Origin of the sequence: uncultured Porphyromonas sp., from assembly GCF_900541275.1 — a bacterium.
Taxonomy (GTDB): Bacteria; Bacteroidota; Bacteroidia; order Bacteroidales; family Porphyromonadaceae; genus Porphyromonas_A.
Map to the genome: position 1 here is coordinate 13840 of NZ_UQJH01000007.1, position 23589 is coordinate 37428.

Here is a 23589-nt window from a genome sequence, read left to right on the forward strand (position 1 = left end):
CTGTATGAGTAATTGTTAAAGTGCGACCAATAATAAAAGGGGGTCCCGACAGATTGCTGCCGGGACCTCCTTTCTCATAGGGTCTTAAGCAGGAGACCCTTGGGGCTCAGTCTCTGAGGTTACTCTGAGACAGGCTCATAGAGCTCCACCTCACCGATGAACGCTCCCTCGCGGAACATGATTCCGAAGCGATCGATACGGATATCGGTGACCGGTACGGGTTTGTCGAGGCGGATCACATACTCGTTCCTACTCCGATCAATGTCCTCCATCGTGCCCATGTCGTAGAAGTTGCGACCACCATTGTCCGAGATCCACACGCCACAGCGGGTAAATCCGGTCGAGTAACGACTCGATCCATACTGGTAGATCGGACTGTAGATGTAGATGTAGCCGACCATACGCGGCTCATCCCCAAAAGAGAGGGTGAGTGCATTGCTGCTTGCTCTACCCGAGATCCATGTGCGACCGGTATCGTTACTCTTGTCGCCGTCGAGCACGTAGTCGGTGCGGTCGTCATTGAAATTGGCAGAGGCGAAGAAGTCGAGGGAGGGGATCCTCGTGGCTCCGGCCGGGATCTCGTCTACCATCGTGACGTTAGGTCGCAGGTAGTCAAGGCTGTTGACAGCGACCTTGACGATGATCTGATTGAGTCCCTCAGCGGTGTGGAAGTCCTCGCCTGAGGGCACCAGCTCCAGGACCGAAGCGTAGCTGCCATCCTTAAGGTCTGCCTCAATGCTCTCAGGCAGGCTGATATGCAGAGTGGCGGACTTATCTCCCTTGGCGATGGTCACCGTCTTGTCAAAGGTCAGGATCCCCTCGGGGAGCTCCATGAAGCCCTCTCTGCTCAGCCCGAGGCTCATAAACTTATCCTTGCTGACACGCACGGACATACTTACGTCGCTGAGCGTCTCGCCCTTGATCACTTCCACGATCGCCTCCAGTGCCTTCTCGCCCTTGGGGGCAAAGTGTCCGTCCTTACCATTAAGGAGGAAGGTAAGGGGCTCTTGACCACTCTTGGGGGCAACGAAGTTACCTCCCTCGAAGAGATAGGGTGCCGGCTTGTCCACCGAGGTGGCTTTCTCGCTGGGCGTAAATTCGTAATTGGACTCCACGATCTCCACGTCGGGCTTACTGCAGGCTGCCATGCCGAGCAGGGTAAGTGCCGAGAGGAGCGGAGTAAATAGTCTATTTATTGATCTCATAACTATCTGTATCACTTGAGGTTCTTCTCAGGTATCATCGGGGGATTCATGAGGCTGATGGCACCGCGGATGTTTCCGTAGTTGGGTCCATAGATGTGATCCTCATTGATGTGAAAGGCTCCCACGCCACCTAAGCCATTCGCTATAGCTACGCGGGCGTAGTTATTGATAAAGCTATTGGCGTTCGGCTCATTGGTCTGGAATGTCTCCGTGATCAGCAGCTGCTTGCGCGTGATGCCCTTGCCGGCAAAGCGATCGACAGAGGAGGCCCATCGAGAGCCGGTATTATTGTAGCTCTGGGCGATGAAGTAGTCGAAGTACTGTACCGCATCGGGGTCGAGCCAGTGCAGTGCGCCATTGACATTAAGCATAAGCTTCTTGCCCATAGCCTTCTCCTTCTCGTCAAATTTCTCTCTCAGCTGACGGAAGAAGTAATTCTCCCGCTCCTTGTTGCCGGACTGGCTGCAAGAGATGATCGCCACGACGTCATCGCTGCTCCAGGTACCGCAGGACTGTCTCTTGCCATCGGGAGAGATATAGGCGGGCTCGTAGTCGAGGTCAAATCCATCGTAGTCGTATTTCTGGATCGAGTCAGCGAGCGCCTGAGCATAAGCCTCGATGGACTTGCGCCAGTCTACCTCGCCACTCTGATCTCTCCACTGCATCCAGCCGCCCTCCGGGGCATTGATCCCCTGCCCGACATCGCCGACAATCCAGCCGATGGTCATGCCGATGCCACGCTCATGCGCGCGCTTGAGCTGCTCCTTGTGTGCCTGTGAGAGGTTGAAGGAGGGACCCCAATTGGAGACAAAGTCTACACTGTCGGGGAGGAGGTCGAGGTTAAAGACCGGATCAGGGCTCTCAGGATTCCAGTTGGCAAACCAGCCAAAGGTGATCATATGATCACTCTTCTTGTATGCTCTGAGGTCCTCGAGGTACTTCTGGCGATTGAGCTTATTGCTCTCGGCGATCCGGGCAGAGTCAGCCTTATTCTCGTCGAGGAGCTTTTTCTCAGCTTCTTTCTTGGGCTTCTCGCGCTTATCGATCAGCTCCTGCTGAGCCTCATCGTCCACATCGAGGGGGACAATATTGGTGCAGGCGACCGATGCGAGCGTAAGGGCTGCAGCGAGGATGCCTGTAGCGGATATATGTAGTCTCATAATACTTTTATTCTGTGTGGGGTTACTCCTCAGAGAGGATCACGAGGTCGTCGTTGGGGAAGATCACGTTGTCCACGATCTCAAAGGAGGTATTGTCCTTGGTGATCACGTGAGCGTTACCGGTGAGCTCTTGGATCTCGTTGGTGTCGGGATTCATGGTCTCACGATTGAGGGGGACATAGAAGATCAGATTGGGGTCCTTGGGGTCCTCAGGGAGATAGAGCTTCTCCTGCATCTCCGCCGGAGAGAGCACCTTATTCCACATCTTGACCTCTCGTACGTAGTCGTCGCCCCATGGACAGCCTCCAAATCGCCATCCGGCCTCTTTGGTGCCCTTTGCCCAGGAGTAGTCATCGGAGATCCACGTCTTCTGCAGCTCACCATTGACATAAGCCGAGACGACACCGCGATTGGTCCCTGTGCGGTGGAAGGTGTAGGTGATCTGCATCCACTTCTTAGCCTGGAGGGGCTTATTGGTCCAGGTGTCGCCACCATCACGGCCCATCTTGAGCTGCAGTCCGCCCTCCTCAGAGATGCGGGTGTACCACTCCGATCCGGAGAACCCAAAGAGATTGGCGACGGTCTGATTGGGGCTGGCGACGTAGCAGTCGTTGCGGCCCAGTCTGGAGAAGTGTACCTGCATCTGGAAGGTCCAGTCAGTCACATCCTGCTGCACGGGCTCATTCATCTGCACTACCAGCTCATCAGAGTGGATCCAGTGCATGACTGAGGTCTTGAATTGCCGATTAAGAGTGATGATCGTCGACTTGGGCTGAGAGAGAAGGGTCACCCCGGCATCACACTTGGTGATCTCTGCTCCGATGGCCCACTTACCGCTGAAGGGGTACTTGTCATCATCCAGAGCCCTGACGCCACAGCTGACGCTGGTCTGGACGCTCCCCTTGGGTATCGTCACCGTGATCTCGCCCGAGTGCTCCTTACCATCGCTATCGATGAAGAGGACGTCCTCCTTAGTCAGACCTCTAAACTTGAGGCCATTACGCTCAGCATACTTATTGACCAGCTCAGCATCAGCAGCTATAGTGACAGCTACATCCTCCTCTGCCGGGGCAGCGAGCTGAGGGGTGAGGTCTACGAATCCACCCTGCCCCTCCTTGATGAGCGTGGAGACGACACCGGTCGGGGTGGCATTCTTCATATAGACCGCATTGGGTGTCTTGCCGTTGCCGTAGAGAGAGTCCCCCTCGCCATCAGCGAGTGAGCAAGAGGAGATGAGTCCACCCGCCAAGACCACGCCACAGAGCAGGCTTGATAATACTATTTTTTTCATGATACGGTTTCTTGTATTGATAGGTGCTTATCGCTTATCCTTGGTGTCCCACCAGACATTGATGTTGGCACCATTGGAGCCACCCTTGTACTTATTGATAGCCTCCTGGACATTAGCTTTATTCTGATTAAGCTCATCGAGAGGGTAGGGCCAGCAGCGTACGCCATCCTTATGCCCGTCAGAGGTGATGACGTCAAAGTTGGAGATATTCGTATTCGCCGGCAGGAGCCTCGGGTACCCGGTGCGTCTCCACTCGGTCCAGGCCTCCTGTCCATTGGGGAAGAGTGCCAGGTACTTCTGAGTGATGATGCGCTCCAGATTGACCTCCTCACCAGCTGCAGAGTCCCACCTCGGGGAGATCTCTGATGGAGCACCGGCAGAGTATTCCGAGCGGATGTGGTCACTGAATACAGCAGGCTGAGCGGTGGAGCGGAGATAGCTATCCGCTCCCTCGACACCTTGCTCGGCAAAGGAGAGCTTGACTCCCTCCTCGTACAGCTCCTTGGCACTACCTCCTACGGCAAATCCTGCGAGTGCACCCTCAGCGCGGAGGAACGCCACCTCAGAGGCCCTCATCCATACGGTGGGACCGAATTGCTTGGTCAGTGGCTTGGAGGCCACCTTATAGGCGTCTCCTGTATTCGGCAGCGCCGGCGGGACGGCCACGTAGTCTCCGTAGGAGCTGGGCTTGAAGTACTTGTCCAGGCGAGGATCTCTGTAGCCTGTGAGGTAGCAGTAGATGGATGCTCCCATACGTGTATCGTCGTACGACTCAGCGATCACGTGGAGAGAGTTGAGCGTCTGCACGCCGCTATTCTGGTCGATCTGTGCCTGGTCGTCGACGCTGCTGATCACTCCGGCCGGGTGAGCGCAGGCCTGCTCCACATATTTCTTAGCCAGCTCCGGATCCACAAATCGGGTACGCATCGCTACTCGGAGCATAAGGGAGTTGCCGAGACGAGCCCACTTGGCAGCATCGCCATTGTAGACGTAGTCCTTCACTACCAACTTACGACCTGAGGCGCGGTAGAGGACGTCCACCGCCTCGGTGAGCTCCTTGAGGAAAGACTTGTACACAGCCTCCTGAGAGTCGTAGGGGACAGTGAAGGATCCATTGCCGGCCTCTGAGTAGGGGATGGCACCAAACATATCGGTAGCCTTCTGCATCCCCATGATCTTGCAGATCTGAGCGATGGAGAAGATCTCCTCATTCTTAGTCTCACCACTCATGGTGATGTCGCGCGTCTGCATCCAGGGATTGAGGATCCGGGGGATGATGCAATTGAATCCCATATTATTCCACCCCACGTCGAAGTAGAATTGACCCAGATTCTTGCCATCCCACTTATCATTAGTCGGAGCCATATAGCCCACCCAGGAGTCTGCTGTCAGATTATTGAGTATCTGATAGTCATTGACCGCATTGGTCCCCTCCAGCGCTGTGAAGACGACATTGAATTGCAGGTCGGGTAGGTAGACGCTATTGCGGATATTGTCCCTATTGAGGATCTCGTCCGTCGGCTGGAGTTGGTTGGTATTTATCTCTTGGAAGTCCCTTGTACAAGAGGCGGATCCCAGGGTCAGGAGTCCGGCTGTAAGTATCGGTAGGACTTTGCCGATGTTATTCTTATTCATGATTTTTCATCTCTGTATCGTGAGTGGATGACCTATCAGATGCCCAGCTTGATGCTTAGTCCAATGCTGCGCATGCTCGGGGGCATAAAGTTGTCGCCACCGGCAGAGTAAGTGCCCACACCGCCTGCAAGGTCGGTGTCAAATGGAGCAGCTCGATAGATCGTCAGGAGATTTTGCCCGATCAGGGAGAGGCTGGCACTCTGGAGGTAGCTGCCAAGCCACTTCTTCGGGAGCGTGTAGCCTACGGAGAGCTCCTGGAGCTTGACCTGAGTGGCATCGTAGAGATAGTACGCCATCAGGTGGTTGTTACCGATGGTTGTGTAGTACTTCTCTGCATCGTAGGTGGTACCATCTACGACCACTCCACCGGCATCGCGTGCGTCTGCAGTCACCTTGGATACGCCGAAGCCGTCCATATAAGACTGGGTATTGGAGGTGACGTTGCCGCCTACCTTGGCATTGATGAGGAAGCTCAGGGAGAGCCCCTTGTAGGCAAAGCGGTTGTTCCACCCGAGGATGAAGTCAGGCGTCACACGTCCTACCTTGAGCAGCTGGGTACGATCGATGCGGTAGCCGTTGCCCTCCTCGATCAGCTTGCCGTCAGCGTCCTTAGCGAGGATCCCGCGGACGAAGATGTCATCCATGGAGTCACCGACACGCATATACTTGGGGTTCTCCAGCACATCGATGTCGAAGGTCGTCCCATCGATAGGATTGGTGTAGCCCTTCACCAGCTGCATCACGCGATTGACATTGCGTGTGTAGGAGAGCGTGGACCTGAAGTCAAAGTCTCCCCAGGTGTGACCCCCCGTGAGAGAGAGCTCCACACCACGATTGCGGATGTCTCCCGCCTGTACGTAGAAGCCTGAGTATGCCGATCCTCCGGAGAGCTTCTGGAGGAAGGTCTGATTGTACGTATGCGACTCGTAGAAGGTCGCATCGATGGACAGGTCACCCCGGAAGAATCGGGAGTTGATCCCCAGCTCATACGAGCGGGTGCGCTCGGGGCGGAAGTCGGGGAAGGGGTAGATGGTGATCGGATTGACCTTACCGGGCTGCATCTCGTACGTGATGCTCCCCGGGGTAATACCGGTCATGGAGATGGGTGAGCCCACCTCGGTGAAGGAGGTACGTACCTTGAGGAAGCTCCACCAGTCAGGCATCTCCACCATCTCCGAGATGACTCCGGAGAGACCGACGCTGGGGTAAAAGATAGCAGGAGTCTTGCCATTGGCCACCAGCTGAGAGGCCCAGTCGGCGCGTCCGGTCAGGGAGAGGTAGACCATATTGCGCCACCCGAGCTCGCCTGCGGCAAAGAGTGCAATATTGCGTGTGCGGTTGTAGGACTGCCCGCCTCCTCCGGTCTTGTCGGGATCGACATTAGCGGTGGAGAAGAAGTTGGGGATAAGCTTAAGCGGTCCGCCCACAGAGACTCCGGTGGCATAGTGGTCATCGAAGGAGCTACCGATATTGGCAGAGAGCGACCAGTCTGTCCCAAAGGTCTTATTGATATTGAGGATCACATCGGCATAGGTCTGCTTGAAGCGACTCTCAGTCTCTGTGAAGCTTCCCATCGGATTGTCAGCGATGTCACCGGCGAGTAGTGAGAGCGTGGTGGCATGGAGCTTTGTCCAGATGGAGTTGTAGGTATTGTCTATACGGACACGACCGGCGAGGTTGATCCAGTCTGCAAAGTCATACTGTACCCGAGCATTAAAGATATAGCGATGCTTCTTAGAGTAAAACATCTCCTTATTGGCGACCCAGTAGGGATTCTCAAAGTCCTCTCCCTGAGTGCCGTAGGGCCAGTACTGCTCGTAGATGTTGCGGTCGGGATTGTAGCGCTCCCAGATCTTCACGTTCTCAAAGTCTTCTCCTCTCGGGAAGAGATAGAGCGAGCGGAGGGGATTGAAGTAGCGTCCGCCGGACATCATATTCTGATCCCCCTGCAGGACGTAGTCAGCCCCAAGGTCGATGTGAAGCTTATTGTCCAGGAAGTCTGCGGTGTTACGTCCACTGAAGTTGTAGCGGTAGTACTCATTATTGGGGATGATACCCTTGGAGTGAGTGCTTGCCACGGAGGCGATGGTGCGGCTCTGCTTGGTCCCGCCGGTCAGGGTCAGGGAGTTGATGGTATTGAAGCCATTCTGGAAGAAGTCCCTGGGGTCAAAGGTGGAGGGCTGAGCTAGCTTGTCTCCCCAGCTGTAGTAGCTACCGGGTCTATTGCCGTAGGTATTCTGGAAGTCAGGCATGATCCCTGCCCGGAGGAGTTCCGTATTGGAGGAGAAATTGACCTTCAGGGAGCCCTCCTTACCCTGCTTGGTATTGATCAGGATGACGCCATTGGCTGCAGCGGCTCCGTAGAGTGCTGCTGCAGAGGGTCCTGTGAGGACGGTGATCGACTCGATGTTCTCTGAGTTGAAGTCCGAGATCCCCTCGCCGCTACCGGGGCGACCATACTCGCTACCATCACCGGCGAGAGACTGGTTGCCGATGGGCATACCATCGACGACGTAGAGGACGTTGTTATTCCCCGCGATAGACTTGGATCCACGCATCGTCACCTTGGTCGCACCACCGATCCCAGCAGAGGAGCGGGTGATGCTTACACCTGCTACCTTACCGGATAGGGAGTTGACGAAGTTGGCGTCCTTGACCGTATTGAGCTGATCGCTCTCGACCTGCTGGACGTTGTACGACAGCGCCTTCTCAGAGCGCTTGATACCAAGTGCGGTGACTACCACCCCATCGAGGAGCTCGGCATTCTCCTGCAGCGTGATGGTGAGGGTGGTCCTGCCATTGAGTGGTATCTCCTGGGTCTTCATACCTACGTAAGAGACGCGGAGGGTCCCATTCTCATAGACACCCTTGATCGTGAATTTGCCGTCAAGGTCGGTCATTGCTCCCAGTCCACTCTGGCCAATGACGGCCACGGTGGCACCTATGATAGGCTCCCCGGAGGTCTCGACGACCGATCCAGTCACCGTGATAGTCTTCTGGGCGAGAGCAGCCGTAGAGCATAAGCACAGGCAGGCTGTGAGGAGCCATGCCAGTCTTGCTTTTAGGGTCTGTTTCATACTGATTAATTGAGTGATGAATATTTGTGGCGACACTTAGTCCCGGTTATTGCACCCTCAGGTCTGTAAGCTTGTCGTAAGAGTCGTCACAAGGACTGTGACTCGCGTCGCGGATAGCTCACAGAATAGGTCTCAAGGGTACCATGGTGGCTGACTTCGTGGTCCTAATTGTTAAGTGTAAGTTTCGTATCTTATCCTTACCAACGGAGCAAAAATACAAAAAAACTTTTATAATAGCGGCGCTCTTTGAGGAAAAAAGTATGCCAAATGACCCTCTGTGTCACTGCGGTATGGAGGAAGCGCAAGAGTGTTTATCGCCGTGTGGCTCCTACGATAGCTCTCTCTTGGGTGGAAGGCTCTTCTGATGGTCCCCTCTTTACTACCAAGCAAAAAATGCTGCGCCGGGTGGGCACAGCATTTTTTCACAGAAGGGATGGTGAATAAATTTATGGGTTACTTCTTGGCTTCCTTGACGGTGATGGCGCAGGAGGCAGAGGCCTTGCCGCGAGAGGCTGTGGCGGTCACCTTGGCGGTGCCGGCCTTGATGCCCTTGACGGTGCCACTCTTGTCCACGGTGGCGACCTTCGGATCGCTGCTCTGCCAGAGGATGGTGACACCCTTGACTTTTTTCCCCTTGATGGTTGCCCTAAGGGTCTCGCTCTTGCCTACCTCGATGGTCTTGGCGGTGGCGTCGAGGGTGACGGTGATCTTGTCGGGATTGACCGGCTTATCCTTGTCCTTGCAGCCGGTGGCGCCGACAGCGGTGAGGAGGGTGATGGTGGCGAGTGCGCCGACCTTGAGTAGTGACTTCATGATGTCTTGATACTTTTTATTGGGTGTAAAAAAACTAATCTCCCGGGGCAGAGAGGCAGTGGCCTCGTCCCCCCTTCACCTACCTAACAACGACCCCCACGAAATACTGCATCGCTGTCGATGAAATCTAATACCGATATTAGACTTCACTAATATCGGTATCAGTCATCACTAATATCGGTATTAGGAAAGTCTCTGACGTCAGGGGATGGCGGATCGGGATAATATATGAACTTTGTACCCTCCCTCGGTGCAGTATATCGGGGGGAGGGTTGTTGGGAGAGTAGATGGATCCTGTGACGCATGAGCGATAGAGAGATAGCAGATCTGCTGCGGTCAGACGAGGAGGCGGCTTTTCGTCTCCTCTATCGGCGCTATGCCGGTCAGCTGCTGGCGGTGGCCTATCGCTACACCGGCGACCGCGACAAGGCTGAGGATGTCCTCCAGGAGGCGATGATCAAGGTGTGTCGTCACGCCGAGACCTTCTCCTACAGAGGGGACGGCTCGCTCTACGGCTGGGTGAAGCGTATCGTCGTCCACACAGCGCTCAATTCGCTCAAGAGCTTCCACGAGGCGCATATGTGCCCGATGGATGACCTGACGGAGGTGGCGGCGGAGGAGGACAGCGAGGCGGAGGTGTCTCTCCTCGAGCGGGTCAGCCCGGAGCTGCTGCTACAGATGATCGGGGAGCTGCCAGAGGGGTATAGGCAGGTATTCAGCCTCTACGCCATCGAGGGACACTCGCACAGGGAGATAGGCGAGATGCTGGGGATCGGGGAGCGTAGCTCTGCATCGCAGTATTGCCGTGCCAAGAAGAGACTAAAGGATAAGCTGGAGCAATGGATAAAGGAGAGAGAAAGAGAGTGAGCGCTGCCCCGGGAGCCTGGGAGGCTGCTCTGAGAGAGAGGCTGAAGGGGGTCGAGCTCCCCGTAGCCGAGGTGACGCCGGTGGTGCCGGCACTTGTCCCGAGGAAGAGGCGGGAGCGTGGCATCCTGATCGCAGCGAGTATGGTCGCAGCGGTGGCGGGACTGCTGATCGCTCTGCTCGTCACCCCTCGTACGGAGGAGGGCGTGGTGCCTCTGCCGGGTGATCCGGTCTTCCGTGAGGTGCCCTCCTCGCCTGTGGCGCAGTGGGGGACGGAGGAGAGAGGGGAGACGAACTCGCCATCCGTTCTTCATAGTCACCCTGCCCGCAAGAGGCTGCAGCCCATCGAGCCGCTCCGCCCCACGGAGGTTCGTCTCGCGACGAATGCTCTCCCGGAGATAGGTCGCCCCGCCATCTATCGACCGACGAGGGAGGGCAAAGTAGGGGGGCAAAGTAGCGAAGGTACCCTCCCAGAGACAAGCCACTCTGCCATCTATCGACCGGCGAAGGGGGGCAAAGTAGCGGGGCAAAGTAGCAGGGGTACCCTTCCGGTCGTGCCGAGACCTGCGCCCGCCACCAGGCTCCTCGCCTCGGCACTGATCCCCGGGCGCAGCGGGATAAGCGGTGGGAGCCCCATGGCACTGCTCACCTCCACCTCACGCTCTGAGCAAGAGGATGCCGCAGTCCGGCTTACGCGCCGACCGGTCATGGAGGTGGAGGCGCACCTGATGCATCCGATCGTGGGTGAGAGGGTCTATGCCGATCTCGGGGTCTCCTACTCCTGGCAGAGGCTTGAGCTGGCGGAGCAGGGTGTCCGGGGCTACTACAGGCAGGATATGCATGCCATAGGCGTAAGCCCCGGTGTGGCTGCCCGGCTACTCCGGATAGGCGCCTCGGAGGTCTCGGGCTATGGTGCCGTGGGACTCTCTCTGCCGCTCCGGAGTGAGACGGAGAGCGATCTGCTCCTCGTGGAGGGTGAGCGAGAGAGGCGGATGATGGTGGACCTACGTGCCGGGCTGAGGCTCTCCGCATCGGTCGGCCATGGGCTGAGGGTGTACGGCTCAGCGGGCGTGTCGTACGACCTCGTCCCGCCGAGCGTTGCGCTGCCGGGTGCCGAGCTGCCCCGGCTCACGCCACGCCTCTCCCTCGGTATCTCGATGGATCTTCCCTCCCTCGTAGGAGGAGCCTAAGCACCCGTCCGGCGTCCCTCTCGATCTCGGGGAGGGGCACCTTCTGCAGGGGATAATTTTTTCCTTAGTCCCTGAGGCTTACTTGCTCATCTCGAGCATACGGCGGATCGGGACGATCGCCCGCTCACGGACATCATCGGGCACCTTCACCTCATACTGGTCGTGGAGGAGACTCTCGTACACGTCCTCGAGACTGATGAGCTTCATCGTGCGACAGTGCTTCTCGGGGATCATGCTGACGAAGGTGTGCTGCGGATAGCGCCGCTCCAGCTCGGTCATGATGCCGATCTCGGTCCCGATGCAGAAGGTATGCGGCTCGGCAAAGGCGGCGGGACGCTTGAGGATCGCCGCCGTGGATCCAAAGAGGATCCGCGGATTGTCCTGATAGTCTCTCTCTCGGGCGACGGGGGACTCGGGGTGGATCAGCAACTCGGCATCGGGGTACTCCGTGAGGAAACGCTCGACATCGATGCGATTGACCACCTCGTGGACCACGCAGCAGCCGTCCCAGATGTCCATCTCGCGCCCGGTCTTGGAGCGGATGTAGTTGCCTAAGTTGCGGTCGGGGCAGAAGAGCATCGGGCAGTCCTTAGGGAGCTTGCGGACGATGTCGAGGGCATTGGAGGAGGTGACGCAGTAGTCGGTCTCAGCCTTGACGTCGGCGGTGGTATTGACGTAGCTGACGACGATGCCGTCAGGGTGCTGCTCCTTCCACGCCCTTAGGTCAGAGCCCTTGATCGCTGAGGCGAGGGTGCAGCCGGCGTAGCGGACGGGGAGGAGCACTCTCTTCTCCGGCGAGATGATCGAGGCGGTCTCGGCCATAAACTTTACACCGCAGAAGACGATCACCTCCGCATCGGTCCGCCCCGCCTCCTGAGAGAGCTGGAGGGAGTCTCCGAGCAGGTCCGCGGCGCGCTGCACCTCTGCCGTCTGGTAGAAGTGCGACAGGATCACCGCATTTCTCTCCTCCTTAAGTCGCTTGATCTCGCTGTAGAGCTGTTCCTGAGTCATCATTTCCTGTCTGAGGTTCCCTTTTCCTTGTGTCCAAAGTTCATACTGATGTCGAGTGCCCTCACGGAGTGGGTCAGGGCGCCGACGCTGATGTAGTCGACGCCACACTCGGCGATGGCGCGGATGGTCTCGGCGGAGACGTTGCCGGAGGCCTCGGTCCTGGCCCGACCGTCGATGAGGCGTACCGCCTCGGTCATCATCTCGGTGGACATATTGTCCAGCATGATGATGTCGGCGCCGACACGTGCGGCCTCCTCCACCTGCTCGATGGTCTCCGTCTCCACCTCGATCTTGATGGAGAGCGGGAGGGAGCGGCGCGCTGACTCTACGGCGGCGGTGATGCTGCCGGCGAGCTTGATGTGATTGTCCTTCAGGAGACACATGTCGCTCAGCCCGAGGCGGTGGTTGTACCCTCCGCCGTGGCGTACCGCCATCTTATCCGTCAGTCGGTGCCCCGGCAGCGTCTTGCGCGTGTCGAGGACGTGCGCCCGGGTGCCCTCGCAGAGCTTGACGAGCTGTGCTGTCGCCGTGGCGATGCCGCTCATGCGCTGGAGGAAATTGAGCATCGTCCGCTCCGCCCCGAGGAGCGTGCGGTAGGTGCAGCGGATCCGGATCAGGTCCTGTCCCTTGGTGATATGGTCTCCGTCGGCGACGAGCGGCTCATAGTCCACCTCCTCGTCGATGTCGGCTACCGCCTCTATCAGTCGGCGGGCCACCTCGATGCCGGAGATGATGCCGTCCGCCTTGGCAGTGATGAAGGCGGTCTGGAGCTCCTCTCTCGGGATGATCGAGAGGGTGGCGAGGTCGTGCGAGACCCCATCCTCGTCCAGGGCGAGGTCGATGAGACGATCTAAGTTCTCCTCCTCTATGTCGTATGGATGCATGATTGTGCTATAGTGTGGTGATGAAAAAAATGACTCGCTCTTACTCCTCAGCGACCGGCTCTTGGCGAATGGTGTCGTCCTGGTCGATGAGCGTGTGGAAGACGCTGCCCTGTGGCTTTGTCGCAGTGAAGTCCTCCCTATAGTGGCAGCCGCGCGACTCCTCTCGGGAGAGGGCGGAGCGGGCGATCAGTGTGGAGAGGTGGAGCCTCCGGAGGGTCATCAGGGCGTAGACGTTGTCCCGGCTCAGCGGTCGCACGCGCTCCTCCTCGATGCCCAGCTGCACGATCAGTCGCCGTAGCTCGTCCCCGCGACGGATGATGCCACAGTAGGCAGTCATCAGTCGGGCGCACTTCTCCTCGATCGGCTTTCCCTCCCTCCGGGACCACTCCTCCGACTGCTCCCGACCGAGGCTCGGCACGCTCTCCTCCGGCAGGTCGGTGAGGTCGACGGGGTCTCCCTCGGCCCTCTCCGCCACGCGCTTGCCGTAGACGAGGCACTCGATGAGGGAGTTGGAGGCGAGGCGATTGGCGCCCATGACACCGGTGCTCGCCGCCTCCCCGACGGCGTACAGCCCGGGTAGGGAGGTGTGTCCCTCCAGGTCTGTCGCTATACCACCGACGGTATAGTGGGCGGCAGGCGCCACGGGGATCTCACGGGTGATGTCTATGCCGAGGGAGTCGAGGTAGGCGGTGATGGTGGGGAAGCGGTGGCGGATGCGCTCCGGGTCCAGGTGGCTCAGTGAGAGGCGCACGTGCGAGGCACCGCTCTTCTTCATCTCTCGGAAGATCTCCCTCGCCACCACGTCCCTCGGGGCGAGGTCGGCCAGGGGGTGACGCCCTTTCATGAAAGGCTCGTCGTGATCATTGAGCAGGATCGCGCCCTCTCCGCGGACCGCCTCGCTGATGAGGAAGGCGTGGTCCGTCTCTGTGTATAGTCCCGTGGGGTGAAACTGGATAAACTCCATATCCCGCAGCTCCGCACCGCCCTCATGAGCGAGTGCGCAGCCGTCCCCGAGGGCGGTGGGAGGATTGGTCGTGGGGCTGAAGAGCGCCCCGCAGCCCCCCGTGGCGAGGATGACGCTGCCGGCGAGGAAGGGCTCGATGCGGTGTGCCTCCTTGTCATACACGAGGATGCCACGACAGCGTCCCTCACGGACGATCAGCTCCAGCGCCTCGTGGTGCTCAAAGAGGGTGATCGCCTCCTGCGCCCTCACCTGCCGGATCATGAAGTCAGAGATCCGATGCCCGGTGTCGTCTCCCCCGGCGTGGAGGATGCGATGGTGGTGATGTCCACCCTCCAGTCCGAGAGCGGTCTGACCATCGGGGGTCTTGTCAAAGGTCATCCCCATGCCGACCACCTCGCTTATCCGTGCCGGTGCCTCCTCCGTGAGGACGCGGACGGCATCGGGGTCGTTGAGGTAGACACCGGCAACGATGGTGTCGTCATAGTGCTCATCGGTGGTATCGCCCGGCGCACTGACAGCGGCGATGCCGCCCTGAGCGTGGTACGAATTGCTGTCCTCGACCGCTCCCTGAGCGATCAAGGCTACTGAGCCGCGTCGGGAGAGATGGTAGGCAGAGTATAGGCCTGCGAGGCCGCCGCCGACGACGACAAAGTCAAAAAGCCGCTTCATTATATTACGGTACTGGTTATACTCTCTACAAATGTAGCCTTTTTGTCACTCAATCCCTAAGCCGAGCGCGTGCCGCGTCGATTAGCGACGCCTTAGAGCACTGGGGAAGTCATGTACCAAGGGGCTCATCCGTGAGGCACCCGCAAGGGGTGCTTCGTCTCCCCAACCCTTCACAGGGGAGGCATAGAGAGAGAGGGTGCAGCCTGATCGTCTGGCTGCACCCTCTCTCTATTTATCGTGAGATCGCGGGATCAGTATTTCTCGTCCTTCGCCATCTCCGACTCGTTGATCTTATGGAAGTCCATCTTGCGCCATACGTAGATGATGTAGCCGAGGACAAAGGGGATCAGGAAGGAGACGTACATCATCGTATTGAGGGTGTACTGCGAGGAGGAGGAGTTGCGGATCGTCAGCGAGCTCTGCAGGTCCCCGAAGGATGGGTAGTAGGAGGTGTTATTCCACCCGGCGAGGAGGAAGATCACCGTCACCGTCACCACGACACCGATGCCGTGGTACCAGATGCCCTTTGTGGAGCCCTTCTTGAAGACCGTCACGCCGATGCCGTAGAGCACCAGGACGACGCCGATGAGGAGGGCGACGAGGAGGGCCGGCTGCTGGATCAGGTTGTGCCAGTACTTATACGGCTCCATGTAGACCTCCGACGTCTGCGGATCGACGGCAAAGCCCTTGCCGAGGAGGGCGTAGATGAGGAAGGCGAGGAAGGTGACGAGGAAGCAGATCGCATTGGCGGGGACACGCTTCCGGGCGACACGGCTCACCTCAGGGTCGGTGATGTTATTGATGAAGTAGAGGAGTGCGGTGACGCGGGTGAGGAAGAAGACGGCGAGACCGAAGACAAGGTTCATCGGATTGAGCACCGCCTCGAGGCCGCGCAACTGCACGGGACCGACGCCGGGGACGTCGTAGGGGAGCCAGGTGGAGACGTTTTGGCTGCCACCATCGAGATTGGTGAGTGCCTCAGGATTGACGCTGAAATTGGCTCCGGTGAAGAAGGTGGCCACCGCTGTACCGATCAGGATCGGGGCGAGGATGCCATTGAGGAGCAGAGCGACCTGGTAGGTCTTTGACCCCCACACATTTCCCTGCTTATGCTGATACTCGTAGGAGACCGCCTGCATCACGAAGAGGAGCAGGATCAGCATCCATACCCAGTACGCGCCGGGGAAGGAGGTGGAGTAGAAGAGGGGGAAGGAGGCGAAGAAGGCGCCACCGAAGGTGACAAGGGTGGTGAAGGTGAGGTCCCACTTGCGGCCGGTCGAGTTGACCAGCATGCGGCGGTACTTCGGGTCCTTACCGAGGCTGAAGATGAGTGACTGTCCGCCCTGGACAAACATCAGGAAGACCAGCAGCCCGGCGAGGAGCGAGATGATAAACCACCAATAGTTCTGTAAGAAATCGTATGATGCCATAGTAAGTAGTGTCTCTTATCTATCTGTGGTGATACATTAGCGCTCAGGGGCTGCGGGCAGCTCCTCATCGGTCCGGGGGCCCTTCTTGACCGCATGGACCATGATGCAGATGTCAGCGATCAGCATGGCGGTGAAGAAGCAGACAAAGATCCAGAAGGTCACCTGCACGCTGCCGGCATTGAGATCCGAGATGGCGGCTCCCACAGGAAGCACCTCCTGGATCGCCCAGGGCTGACGACCTACCTCGGCGACGATCCAGCCGCACTGAGAGCAGATGTAGACGAGCGGGATGCTGATGAGCATCACCCAGGAGAACCATCCCTGGCGCCTCATATCGTGCTCCGCCGGCTTGGTGATCGTCCGCTTGGAGAAGATGTATCCGAGGATCGTGACGAGGAGGAAGAAAACGGAGAGGTAGACCATGATGCGGAAGGTGTAGTAGAGCATACCTACGTTGGGCACTAGGTCGGCCTTATTCTCGATGAAGCCGTAGCCAAAGTTGGCGAAGTTGTCGTCTAGCACCTGACGGTAGCCGGCAGCAGCAGCCTCGTCGCCCGCTTTCTTCGCCGCCTTGTAGTCAGCGAGAGCCTGGATCGCCACCTTACCGGAGGCAATGCGGTCGTCGGCGGACATGGCGATGGTGCCGTCACGCTTCGTGTAGCCGCCCTCGATGATGTCGCGCATACCGGGGACGTAGGCATTGAAGTCATTGAAGGCAAGGAAGCTCAGCACCTTCGGCAGCTCGAGATTGAAGTTCCATGCATCCTCCTCCGGAGCCAGTACAGGGTGGGCATCCTTACTGGGCATACCGATGATGGAGAGTGGCGCACCCTGCTGACCGCGCTGGAGGTTCTCCATGGCGGCGAGCTTCATCGGCTGGTACTCTGCCACATGATTCGCGGAGAGGTGACCGGTGGCGATGGTGAGCACAGAGGCGACGATGCCGAGGGTGGAGGCGAGCTTGATGCTCTCGATGGCGAAGCGGTTGCGCTTATCCCTCAGCAGGTAGTAGCCACAGATACCCATAGCGACGATCGCCCCGAGGAGCCAGCTGGAGATGACGGAGTGGAAGAACTTGGACACCGCCATGGGGTTGAGCGCCACGGCAGCGAAGTCAATCATCTCATTGCGGACAGTGTCGGGATTGAAGTGCATGCCGGCAGGATTCTGCATCCAGCCATTGGCGACGAGGATCCACCACGCAGAGATCGTGGCACCGAGGATCGTCATCCAGGTAGCGAAGTGGTGGAAGCGGTCGGAGACCTTGCCCCAGCCGAAGAACATCACCACGAAGAAGGTCGCCTCCAGGAAGAAGGCTAAGATACCCTCGATCGCCAGCGGTGCACCAAAGATATCGCCGACGAAGTGGGAGTAATTGGACCAATTGGTGCCGAACTCAAACTCGAGGATCAGACCGGTGGCGACACCGATGGCAAAGTTGATCCCGAAGATCTTTTGCCAAAACTTGGCCGTCTCGCGCCAGAAGTCCTCCTTCGTCCGGAGATACTTCGACTCAGCGATCGCCATCACCAAGCCCATACCCAGCGTCAGCGGGACAAAGAGCCAGTGGTACATCGCCGTCATGGCAAACATGATCCGCGACCAGTCAACAAGTGAACTGAGTAACATAAGATAATGTAGATGAGGTTTTGTGAATTTTTTATATAACAGCTGCTCGGGTGGTCTACGGGATAGATCGCTCGACAAATTGCTCAACGATATAGTCCTGCTGCTCCTCCTCCGTGTCGCCCTTGGAGGCAAGGAAGTCGGGGAAGAAGAAGGCGCGCAGGATCGCAAACATGATGAAGAGCTTGATCAGGATCAGCCAGATCAGCGGCTTGCCCCAGGTCATCCCCCGGAAGCCGTCACGCACGATCACCCACCAGCGGTGGAAGATATTTCCCCGCACGAGGGTTGCCTCGCCTGACGATGCAGGCTGTATGGTGGTAGGCTTCTTGTCGGTCATGATGGTACTCTGCTCTGTCGTTTCACTCCTTTGCGTCTGTAATATTAGCCACTCTTGCCAATAAATACAAATATTAGCCACCAAAAGAGCCCTATTTCGCCCCCTTTTTATCGTAAAAACTGCAATTTGCACAAAAAGCACCACCCCCGGATGACAAACGGGTCACCCGGGAGTGTCGTGGATGGAGTGGAAATCGGGGGCAACGATCTCATCGCCCCTGGCGTGATGGATCCCGACGGGTCGGACAAGTCGGACGATCTGCCCCCGATCCCAAATTTTTGCCTTAATGGAATAAGGTCTACGAGACACAAAAATGCGTACATTTGCGTAGACTATAATATTTAGACTAAAAGCAATTATTATGACAGACAGACAATTAGAGCAGGTCAGGACGTTTACCGACAAAGAGATAATGTCTAATGCTATAGCAACGCTTCGAGGACTCACACTCAATGAACTCCTAAAGACAACAAACGATAAGGAAAGAAAGGCTCTGGAGGAAAGGCAGTTGCTACTGGAATACGAAAAGATGGCAGTATTGGGAGACGATGAAATAGCCAAGAGCATTCAGGACAAAGTCACTCGCCTATACGCTCCGATGCTCAAAGCAAAGTATGGACAGAAATAGCGTATTAGCTCTTTTCGAGCAACTTAAAGACCAACTTTTAAGTGCCAAGCCCGGGCACTCAACACCAACAGCCTATATACTTGGTGGGCAGCCATCATCAGGGAAAAGCAGTCTGGCAAAAATAGCACAGACAGAAGAGCCTAATCTATTACTCATAAATGGTGATGAGTATAGGGTACATCACCCAAGGTATGACGAATTACTTTCAGACCCTATAGCTTTTTCTAGCGAGACGCAGATCTTCTCCAATGTGTTCACAGAGGGATTGATAGCCGAGGCAATCAGAAATAGGCTGTCTGTCTCAGTAGAAGGGACAATGAGGAGAAGTGATGTTGTTGCTGATACAGCAAAACAATTCAAGAAAGCCGGCTATAAGGTAGAGCTTATATGCATCTCCGCCCCTTATGAACTTACGGCTATCAATCTCTTCTCAAGATTTGCAGGTGAGGTGCAGTCTATAGGTAATGGCAGGTTGGCGGACTTTGAGAGTCACCGCCAAGCTTGCATAGGCATACCAAAGACTTTGGACGATGCGTATGAGGACAAGGACATCGACAGGATACGCCTATATTCTATTTTTGGCATTGACCTAATCGCTGACTATAAAAGAGTAAATGGGGAATGGTCAATCAACGAGAAGCCAAGCGAGATTATAGAGACATCCCGAAACGCTCAATTGCAAAACCCAAGGATTGTATTTCCTATTTTAGATAGAGGTCTGGCAGCTTTAGGGATTATCCAAGAAGAGGGCATAAGGAAGGAGCTCTTAAAACAGATTCAAGTGCTTATGAAGACCATACCATCCCTTGACCGAGGGTGATTTGGTCTCTCCCATCAGGGTGGACAATCTACTCGATGAGATCGACCGCCTCACATATAGCGTAGAGCTATTCAAAACGTCCGGCATAGGGAATGCAAGGAGTACAACAGAAGCCCTCTGTATAAGCGTGAAAGGGCTTTAACGGGTGAACTAACCATATCCCAAGCCCTTAGAAAGACCTTTGCAAAATGGTCTTTCACCGAAAAAGCTGTGCTTTTTCGGCAGAGACTTTGCAGAATGCTCCAGATGCAAGGAACTGAGAGTGAGGGCGAAGGAAGTGTGCTCACGCACATGACCAAGCCCGAATCTCGAAAGTGACGCCGCAGATGGGGTGTTATGCAAAGGTCTCTTAGAATGGGACTGGATAAAGTTGCGATAAGAACGCAAGATGTCACTCTCGACACGGCACAAAGCGGTGACAGCCTTCATCTTCGAGTAAATGGGAAGACCTTTGACGGGCAGGAGGAAGATGATGCAAAATCAATTGGGATGAAAAGGTGAGAGACCTTATAGAGATCGTCTCTTTCTCGCACCGACTATCGATAGGCAGCGGTACAGGGTCGCTTTGCTTACATCACAAGCTCGACAAGGATCTTCGTAGAGCTTAGCTGCCATCTTAGCCTTCTTCTTAGCCTCTTCTGACTGCCCTTTGGGCGCCCTCCTGTGCGCCCTCTCCACGGGTCGCCGGGGCTGCGCCCCTCGATCTGTGACTATGAAGCGGGCACCCGTAAAGGGGTGCCCACTTCGGTCTAATAGTCCCCCGAGAGCGCTCTCCCGATGAAGGCTCTCGCTGAGGGCTTTTGCCCTTGGCGGATAGGGGCGAAATCTAATACCGATATTAGTTTTCTCTAATATCGGTATTAGAGATCACTAATATCGGTATTAGAGAAATCTTTTACCGGTATTAGGTGACGCCTTGGTCTGCGGGGATAGGTCGGACAAGTCGGACGGGTCGGACAACGTGCCTCCGATCTCAAAGCCTTGTTTTAATGGAATATGGTCTGCGAGGCACCTATGCTCCCGTTGTAGGGGAGACTTGGAGGGTCTTAATCCTTGTTTTAATGGAATATGGTCTGCGAGTCGCTGAGAGACAGCTTGTAAGGTACCCTCAGAACCACGGTCTTAATCCTTGTTTTAATGGAATATGGTCTGCGAGTCTACTGTTGAGTCTGTAAAGGCTCAACTAGACAAAGTCTTAATCCTTGTTTTAATGGAATATGGTCTGCGAGGCAAACATCAATGATCTCCCCGAGATGGTGCCTAACGGGTCTTAATCCTTGTTTTAATGGAATATGGTCTGCGAGAGGCTCCAACTCGGCTCTGGATGCCGCAAGTGAGAAAAGTCTTAATCCTTGTTTTAATGGAATATGGTCTGCGAGGGTCAAATCTGTGAAGATCTGTATGTGAGCCCTTTACGACCGAAAAAACCGCAGAACCCTAAAATTTTGAGGGAAAACATGTACCTCTGAGTGCAAATATACAAAGGTTTTTTGAATTGATTGTATAACGTGCTATCTCTGCCTTACAATTTTCCCACTTTTCCTGTGATCTCCCTCTTTATCAAGAGGATAGAGATCACAGAGTGGGAGGCTGAGCTCGACCGGGTGTCGTCACTCGGCCGAGCGGTCGTGGAAGAGGAGCCAGAAGAGGATCCCGGCGACAAGCGCATAGCCGGCGAAGATAAACCAGCTCTCCGGAAAACAGACCCGATCGACCACAAAGCCCGCCGCATAGGCACCGATCGTGGAGCCGAGCCCATTCGTCATCATCAGGAAGACGCCCTGAGCCGATGAGCGCAGCGCAGGCGAGGTCTGCTTGTCCACATAGAGCGAGCCGCTTATATTGAAGAAGTCAAAGGCGACCCCGTAGATGATCATCGAGAGGATCAGGAGCGACACCCCGTCGCCGGGATCGCCCCAGCCGAGGAAGGCGAATCGCAGCACCCACGCCATGAAGCTGATCATCATCACCGCCTTGATGCCAAAGCGCTTGAGGAAGAAGGGGATCATCAGGATGCAAAGCGCCTCGGAGATCTGCGAGAGGGAGATCAGCGTGCCGGAGTGCTCCACACCGAAGGTGCTGGAGTAGGCGGGGTTCTCACCGAAGCCGGTGATGTAGACGTTGGCAAAGGCGTTGGTGATCTGGAGACAGATGCCGAGGAGCACGGAGAAGAGGAAGAAGATCGCCATGTCGTGCCGCTTGAAGAGGCGGAAGGCCTCCAGCCCCAGCTTCTCCAGCAGCCCCTCGTCCCCGGTCCGCGGCTTGCGGATGATACGGCTCGAGGGGAAGACAAACATCCATGCCGCGAGGGCAAAGGAGAGTCCGGCGGAGATGTAGAGCTGTGTCGCAGAGGTCTTGAAGCCGAGGTTGTCCACCACCAGCATCGCGCAGATGAAGCCTACGGTGCCGAAGACGCGGATCGGTGGGAAGTGCTTCACGGTGTCGAGCCCCGCACGGTTGAGTGCCGAGTAGGCGGTGGCATTGCTGAGCCCCAGGGTCGGCATATAGAAGCAGACGCTCAGCAGGATCAGCGTGTAGAGGGAGGTGAAGTCGGTCACCTGTGCGGCAGCGATCATCAGCCCTCCGGCGATGAGGTGACAGATCGAGGTGAGCCGCTCGTCGGGGATCCACTTGTCAGCGACGATGCCCATCAGTGTCGGCATAAAGATCGAGGCGATGCCCATAGTGGCAAAGAAAGCGCCGATCTGCCCGCCGGTGAAGTCGAGCGTCCCGAGGTAGACGCCGAGGGAGATCAGCCAAGCTCCCCAGACGGCGTACTCCAGGAAGTTCATCACGATCAGTTTGCCCTTAAGCGTAGAGGTAGATTGCATATAGTCGTTATTGTATTATGGAAACGAAATTATCAGTGCGACCCGCAAGGGGTCGCACTGCAGGGACACCATCTCGCCTCAGTCTCGGAAGGCGGGATCCCCCTTGACGGAGCTGTACTCGGACTTAAGGGCGGCGAGGGTCTTCTCCGACACCGGCACGAGGGGCAGTCGGAGGACGTTGGGTGCCAGCCCCATCAGGCTGAGGAGCGCCTTGGCTCCGGAGGGGTTGCCGTCCACGAAGAGGAGGCGGAAGGTCTCCTTGAGCAGCCGGTGGGTGTGGAGTGCCTCCTTATCCTTCCCCTCAGCGAGCAGGTGAACCATCTCGGCAAAGGTGGCGGGGTAGGCGTTGCCGATCACGGAGATCACGCCGTCGATGCCCATGGTCATCAGGGGATAGGTGATGGTGTCGTCACCCGAGAGGACGAAGAAGTCCTCCGGTGCGCGATGCCGGACGAGATCGATCTGCCCGACGATGCCGCTCGCCTCCTTGATGCCGATGATGGCGGGGCAGTCGTTGGCTAGGCGGATAGTGGTCTCGGGGAGCATATTCACCCCGGTGCGCGAGGGGACGTTGTAGATGATGATCGGGATGGGCGATACCTCGGCGATGGTGCGGAAGTGGCGGTAGAGCCCCTCCTGGGAGGGCTTATTGTAGAAGGGGCAGACCACCAGGGCGGCATCGATGCCGGTGAGGTCCATCGTGGTGAGGCGGGTGATCACCTTGAGGGTGCTATTGGAGGAGACGCCGACGACGAGCGGCAGGCGGTCCTGATTGACCTCCACGAAGGTGCGGATGACCCGGTCCTGCTCCTCCTCCGTGAGCGTGGGGGTCTCAGCGGAGGTGCCGAGGGCGACGAGGAAGTCCGCCTTACCCTCTATCTGGCGGCGGATCAGCAGGCGGAGGCGGTCGTAGTCGACGCTCTTGGTCTCGTCATCGGTGAAGGGCGTCACCATCGCCGTCCCGAGTCCGCGGAGGTATAGGATCCTTTTGGTAAGCATAGCTATCGTACTCTAATGGATTTCTTTGAGACAAATGTAAGAGAAATATTCCTCTTCGTGGCGCCACGTCTCCTGAGCTGACGGGGAGCGAAAGAGGTGAATCGGTGCTTTCTTAATCAAGATTGGTCGTAAGCATTGGTGATCTCGTCGGC

General features: G+C 56.9%; 18 protein-coding genes and 1 CRISPR repeat array. Of the genes, 4 read left to right on the forward strand and 14 right to left on the reverse strand.

Annotated elements, in window-relative coordinates; genetic code table 11:
• Positions 1–119 precede the first annotated feature (119 nt).
• The 6 genes from QZR17_RS04820 to QZR17_RS04845 form a co-directional block, all read right to left on the reverse strand.
• The gene (locus QZR17_RS04820) at positions 120–1205 is read right to left on the reverse strand and encodes a hypothetical protein (RefSeq protein WP_297128354.1); all 1086 of its coding nucleotides are present in this window, start codon (positions 1203–1205) and stop codon (positions 120–122) included.
• Between the two features lie 11 nt (positions 1206–1216).
• On the reverse strand, positions 1217–2365 hold the full coding sequence (locus QZR17_RS04825) for a glycoside hydrolase family 18 (RefSeq protein WP_297128357.1): 1149 nt from the start codon (positions 2363–2365) through the stop codon (positions 1217–1219).
• Between the two features lie 22 nt (positions 2366–2387).
• Entirely contained in the window at positions 2388–3656 is a 1269-nt protein-coding gene (locus QZR17_RS04830; RefSeq protein WP_296160172.1) for a LamG-like jellyroll fold domain-containing protein, read from the reverse strand.
• 27 nt (positions 3657–3683) lie between these two features.
• Positions 3684–5291 carry a SusD/RagB family nutrient-binding outer membrane lipoprotein gene (locus QZR17_RS04835; protein ID WP_297128360.1) on the reverse strand — a complete coding sequence of 536 codons (1608 nt, stop codon included), beginning with the start codon at positions 5289–5291 and terminating at the stop codon, positions 3684–3686.
• A gap of 35 nt (positions 5292–5326) precedes the next feature.
• On the reverse strand, positions 5327–8368 hold the full coding sequence (locus QZR17_RS04840; protein WP_297128363.1) for a SusC/RagA family TonB-linked outer membrane protein: 3042 nt from the start codon (positions 8366–8368) through the stop codon (positions 5327–5329).
• Between the two features lie 453 nt (positions 8369–8821).
• On the reverse strand, positions 8822–9181 hold the full coding sequence (locus QZR17_RS04845; protein ID WP_297128366.1) for an Ig-like domain-containing protein: 360 nt from the start codon (positions 9179–9181) through the stop codon (positions 8822–8824).
• Positions 9182–9484: 303 nt separating this feature from the next.
• Between QZR17_RS04845 and QZR17_RS04850 the strand changes: the two genes are divergently transcribed.
• Entirely contained in the window at positions 9485–10048 is a 564-nt protein-coding gene (locus tag QZR17_RS04850) for an RNA polymerase sigma factor (RefSeq protein WP_297128369.1), read from the forward strand.
• Positions 10021–11235 carry a hypothetical protein gene (locus QZR17_RS04855; RefSeq protein WP_297128372.1) on the forward strand — a complete coding sequence of 405 codons (1215 nt, stop codon included), beginning with the start codon at positions 10021–10023 and terminating at the stop codon, positions 11233–11235. Before QZR17_RS04850 ends, QZR17_RS04855 begins: the two co-directional genes overlap by 28 nt.
• Positions 11236–11313: 78 nt before the next feature.
• Here QZR17_RS04855 and nadA read toward each other — a convergent pair whose 3' ends face one another.
• The 6 genes from nadA to QZR17_RS04885 form a co-directional block, all read right to left on the reverse strand.
• Positions 11314–12246 (reverse strand): quinolinate synthase NadA, encoded by a 933-nt coding sequence (gene nadA, locus QZR17_RS04860; protein WP_297128441.1) that lies wholly within the window; start codon positions 12244–12246, stop codon positions 11314–11316.
• On the reverse strand, positions 12246–13130 hold the full coding sequence (gene nadC / locus QZR17_RS04865; RefSeq protein ID WP_297128375.1) for a carboxylating nicotinate-nucleotide diphosphorylase: 885 nt from the start codon (positions 13128–13130) through the stop codon (positions 12246–12248). The genes nadA and nadC overlap by 1 nt, the downstream gene beginning before the upstream one ends.
• A 40-nt stretch (positions 13131–13170) precedes the next feature.
• Positions 13171–14763: an L-aspartate oxidase gene (gene nadB, locus QZR17_RS04870; RefSeq protein WP_297128378.1), complete on the reverse strand. Its 1593-nt coding sequence runs from the start codon at positions 14761–14763 to the stop codon at positions 13171–13173.
• A gap of 251 nt (positions 14764–15014) precedes the next feature.
• Entirely contained in the window at positions 15015–16193 is a 1179-nt protein-coding gene (locus tag QZR17_RS04875) for a cytochrome d ubiquinol oxidase subunit II (protein ID WP_297128381.1), read from the reverse strand.
• Between the two features lie 36 nt (positions 16194–16229).
• The gene (locus QZR17_RS04880; RefSeq protein WP_297128385.1) at positions 16230–17822 is read right to left on the reverse strand and encodes a cytochrome ubiquinol oxidase subunit I; all 1593 of its coding nucleotides are present in this window, start codon (positions 17820–17822) and stop codon (positions 16230–16232) included.
• A 55-nt stretch (positions 17823–17877) separates the two neighbouring features.
• Complete coding sequence (locus QZR17_RS04885; protein WP_297128444.1) at positions 17878–18102, reverse strand: DUF4492 domain-containing protein; 225 nt, start codon at positions 18100–18102, stop codon at positions 17878–17880.
• Between the two features lie 418 nt (positions 18103–18520).
• On the opposite strand from QZR17_RS04885, the gene QZR17_RS04890 reads away from it, so the two are divergent.
• Positions 18521–18787 carry a hypothetical protein gene (locus tag QZR17_RS04890; protein ID WP_297128387.1) on the forward strand — a complete coding sequence of 89 codons (267 nt, stop codon included), beginning with the start codon at positions 18521–18523 and terminating at the stop codon, positions 18785–18787.
• On the forward strand, positions 18774–19607 hold the full coding sequence (locus tag QZR17_RS04895) for a zeta toxin family protein (protein WP_297128390.1): 834 nt from the start codon (positions 18774–18776) through the stop codon (positions 19605–19607). Before QZR17_RS04890 ends, QZR17_RS04895 begins: the two co-directional genes overlap by 14 nt.
• An 899-nt stretch (positions 19608–20506) precedes the next feature.
• Positions 20507–20986: direct repeats of the CRISPR family, unit length 29 nt; unit sequence CCTTGTTTTAATGGAATATGGTCTGCGAG.
• Between the two features lie 231 nt (positions 20987–21217).
• Here the strand turns inward: QZR17_RS04895 and QZR17_RS04900 are convergent.
• Positions 21218–22438, reverse strand: coding sequence for an MFS transporter (locus QZR17_RS04900; protein WP_297128393.1), 1221 nt, complete (start codon positions 22436–22438; stop codon positions 21218–21220).
• A gap of 78 nt (positions 22439–22516) precedes the next feature.
• On the reverse strand, positions 22517–23437 hold the full coding sequence (gene dapA, locus QZR17_RS04905) for a 4-hydroxy-tetrahydrodipicolinate synthase (RefSeq protein ID WP_297128396.1): 921 nt from the start codon (positions 23435–23437) through the stop codon (positions 22517–22519).
• Positions 23438–23589 lie beyond the last annotated feature (152 nt).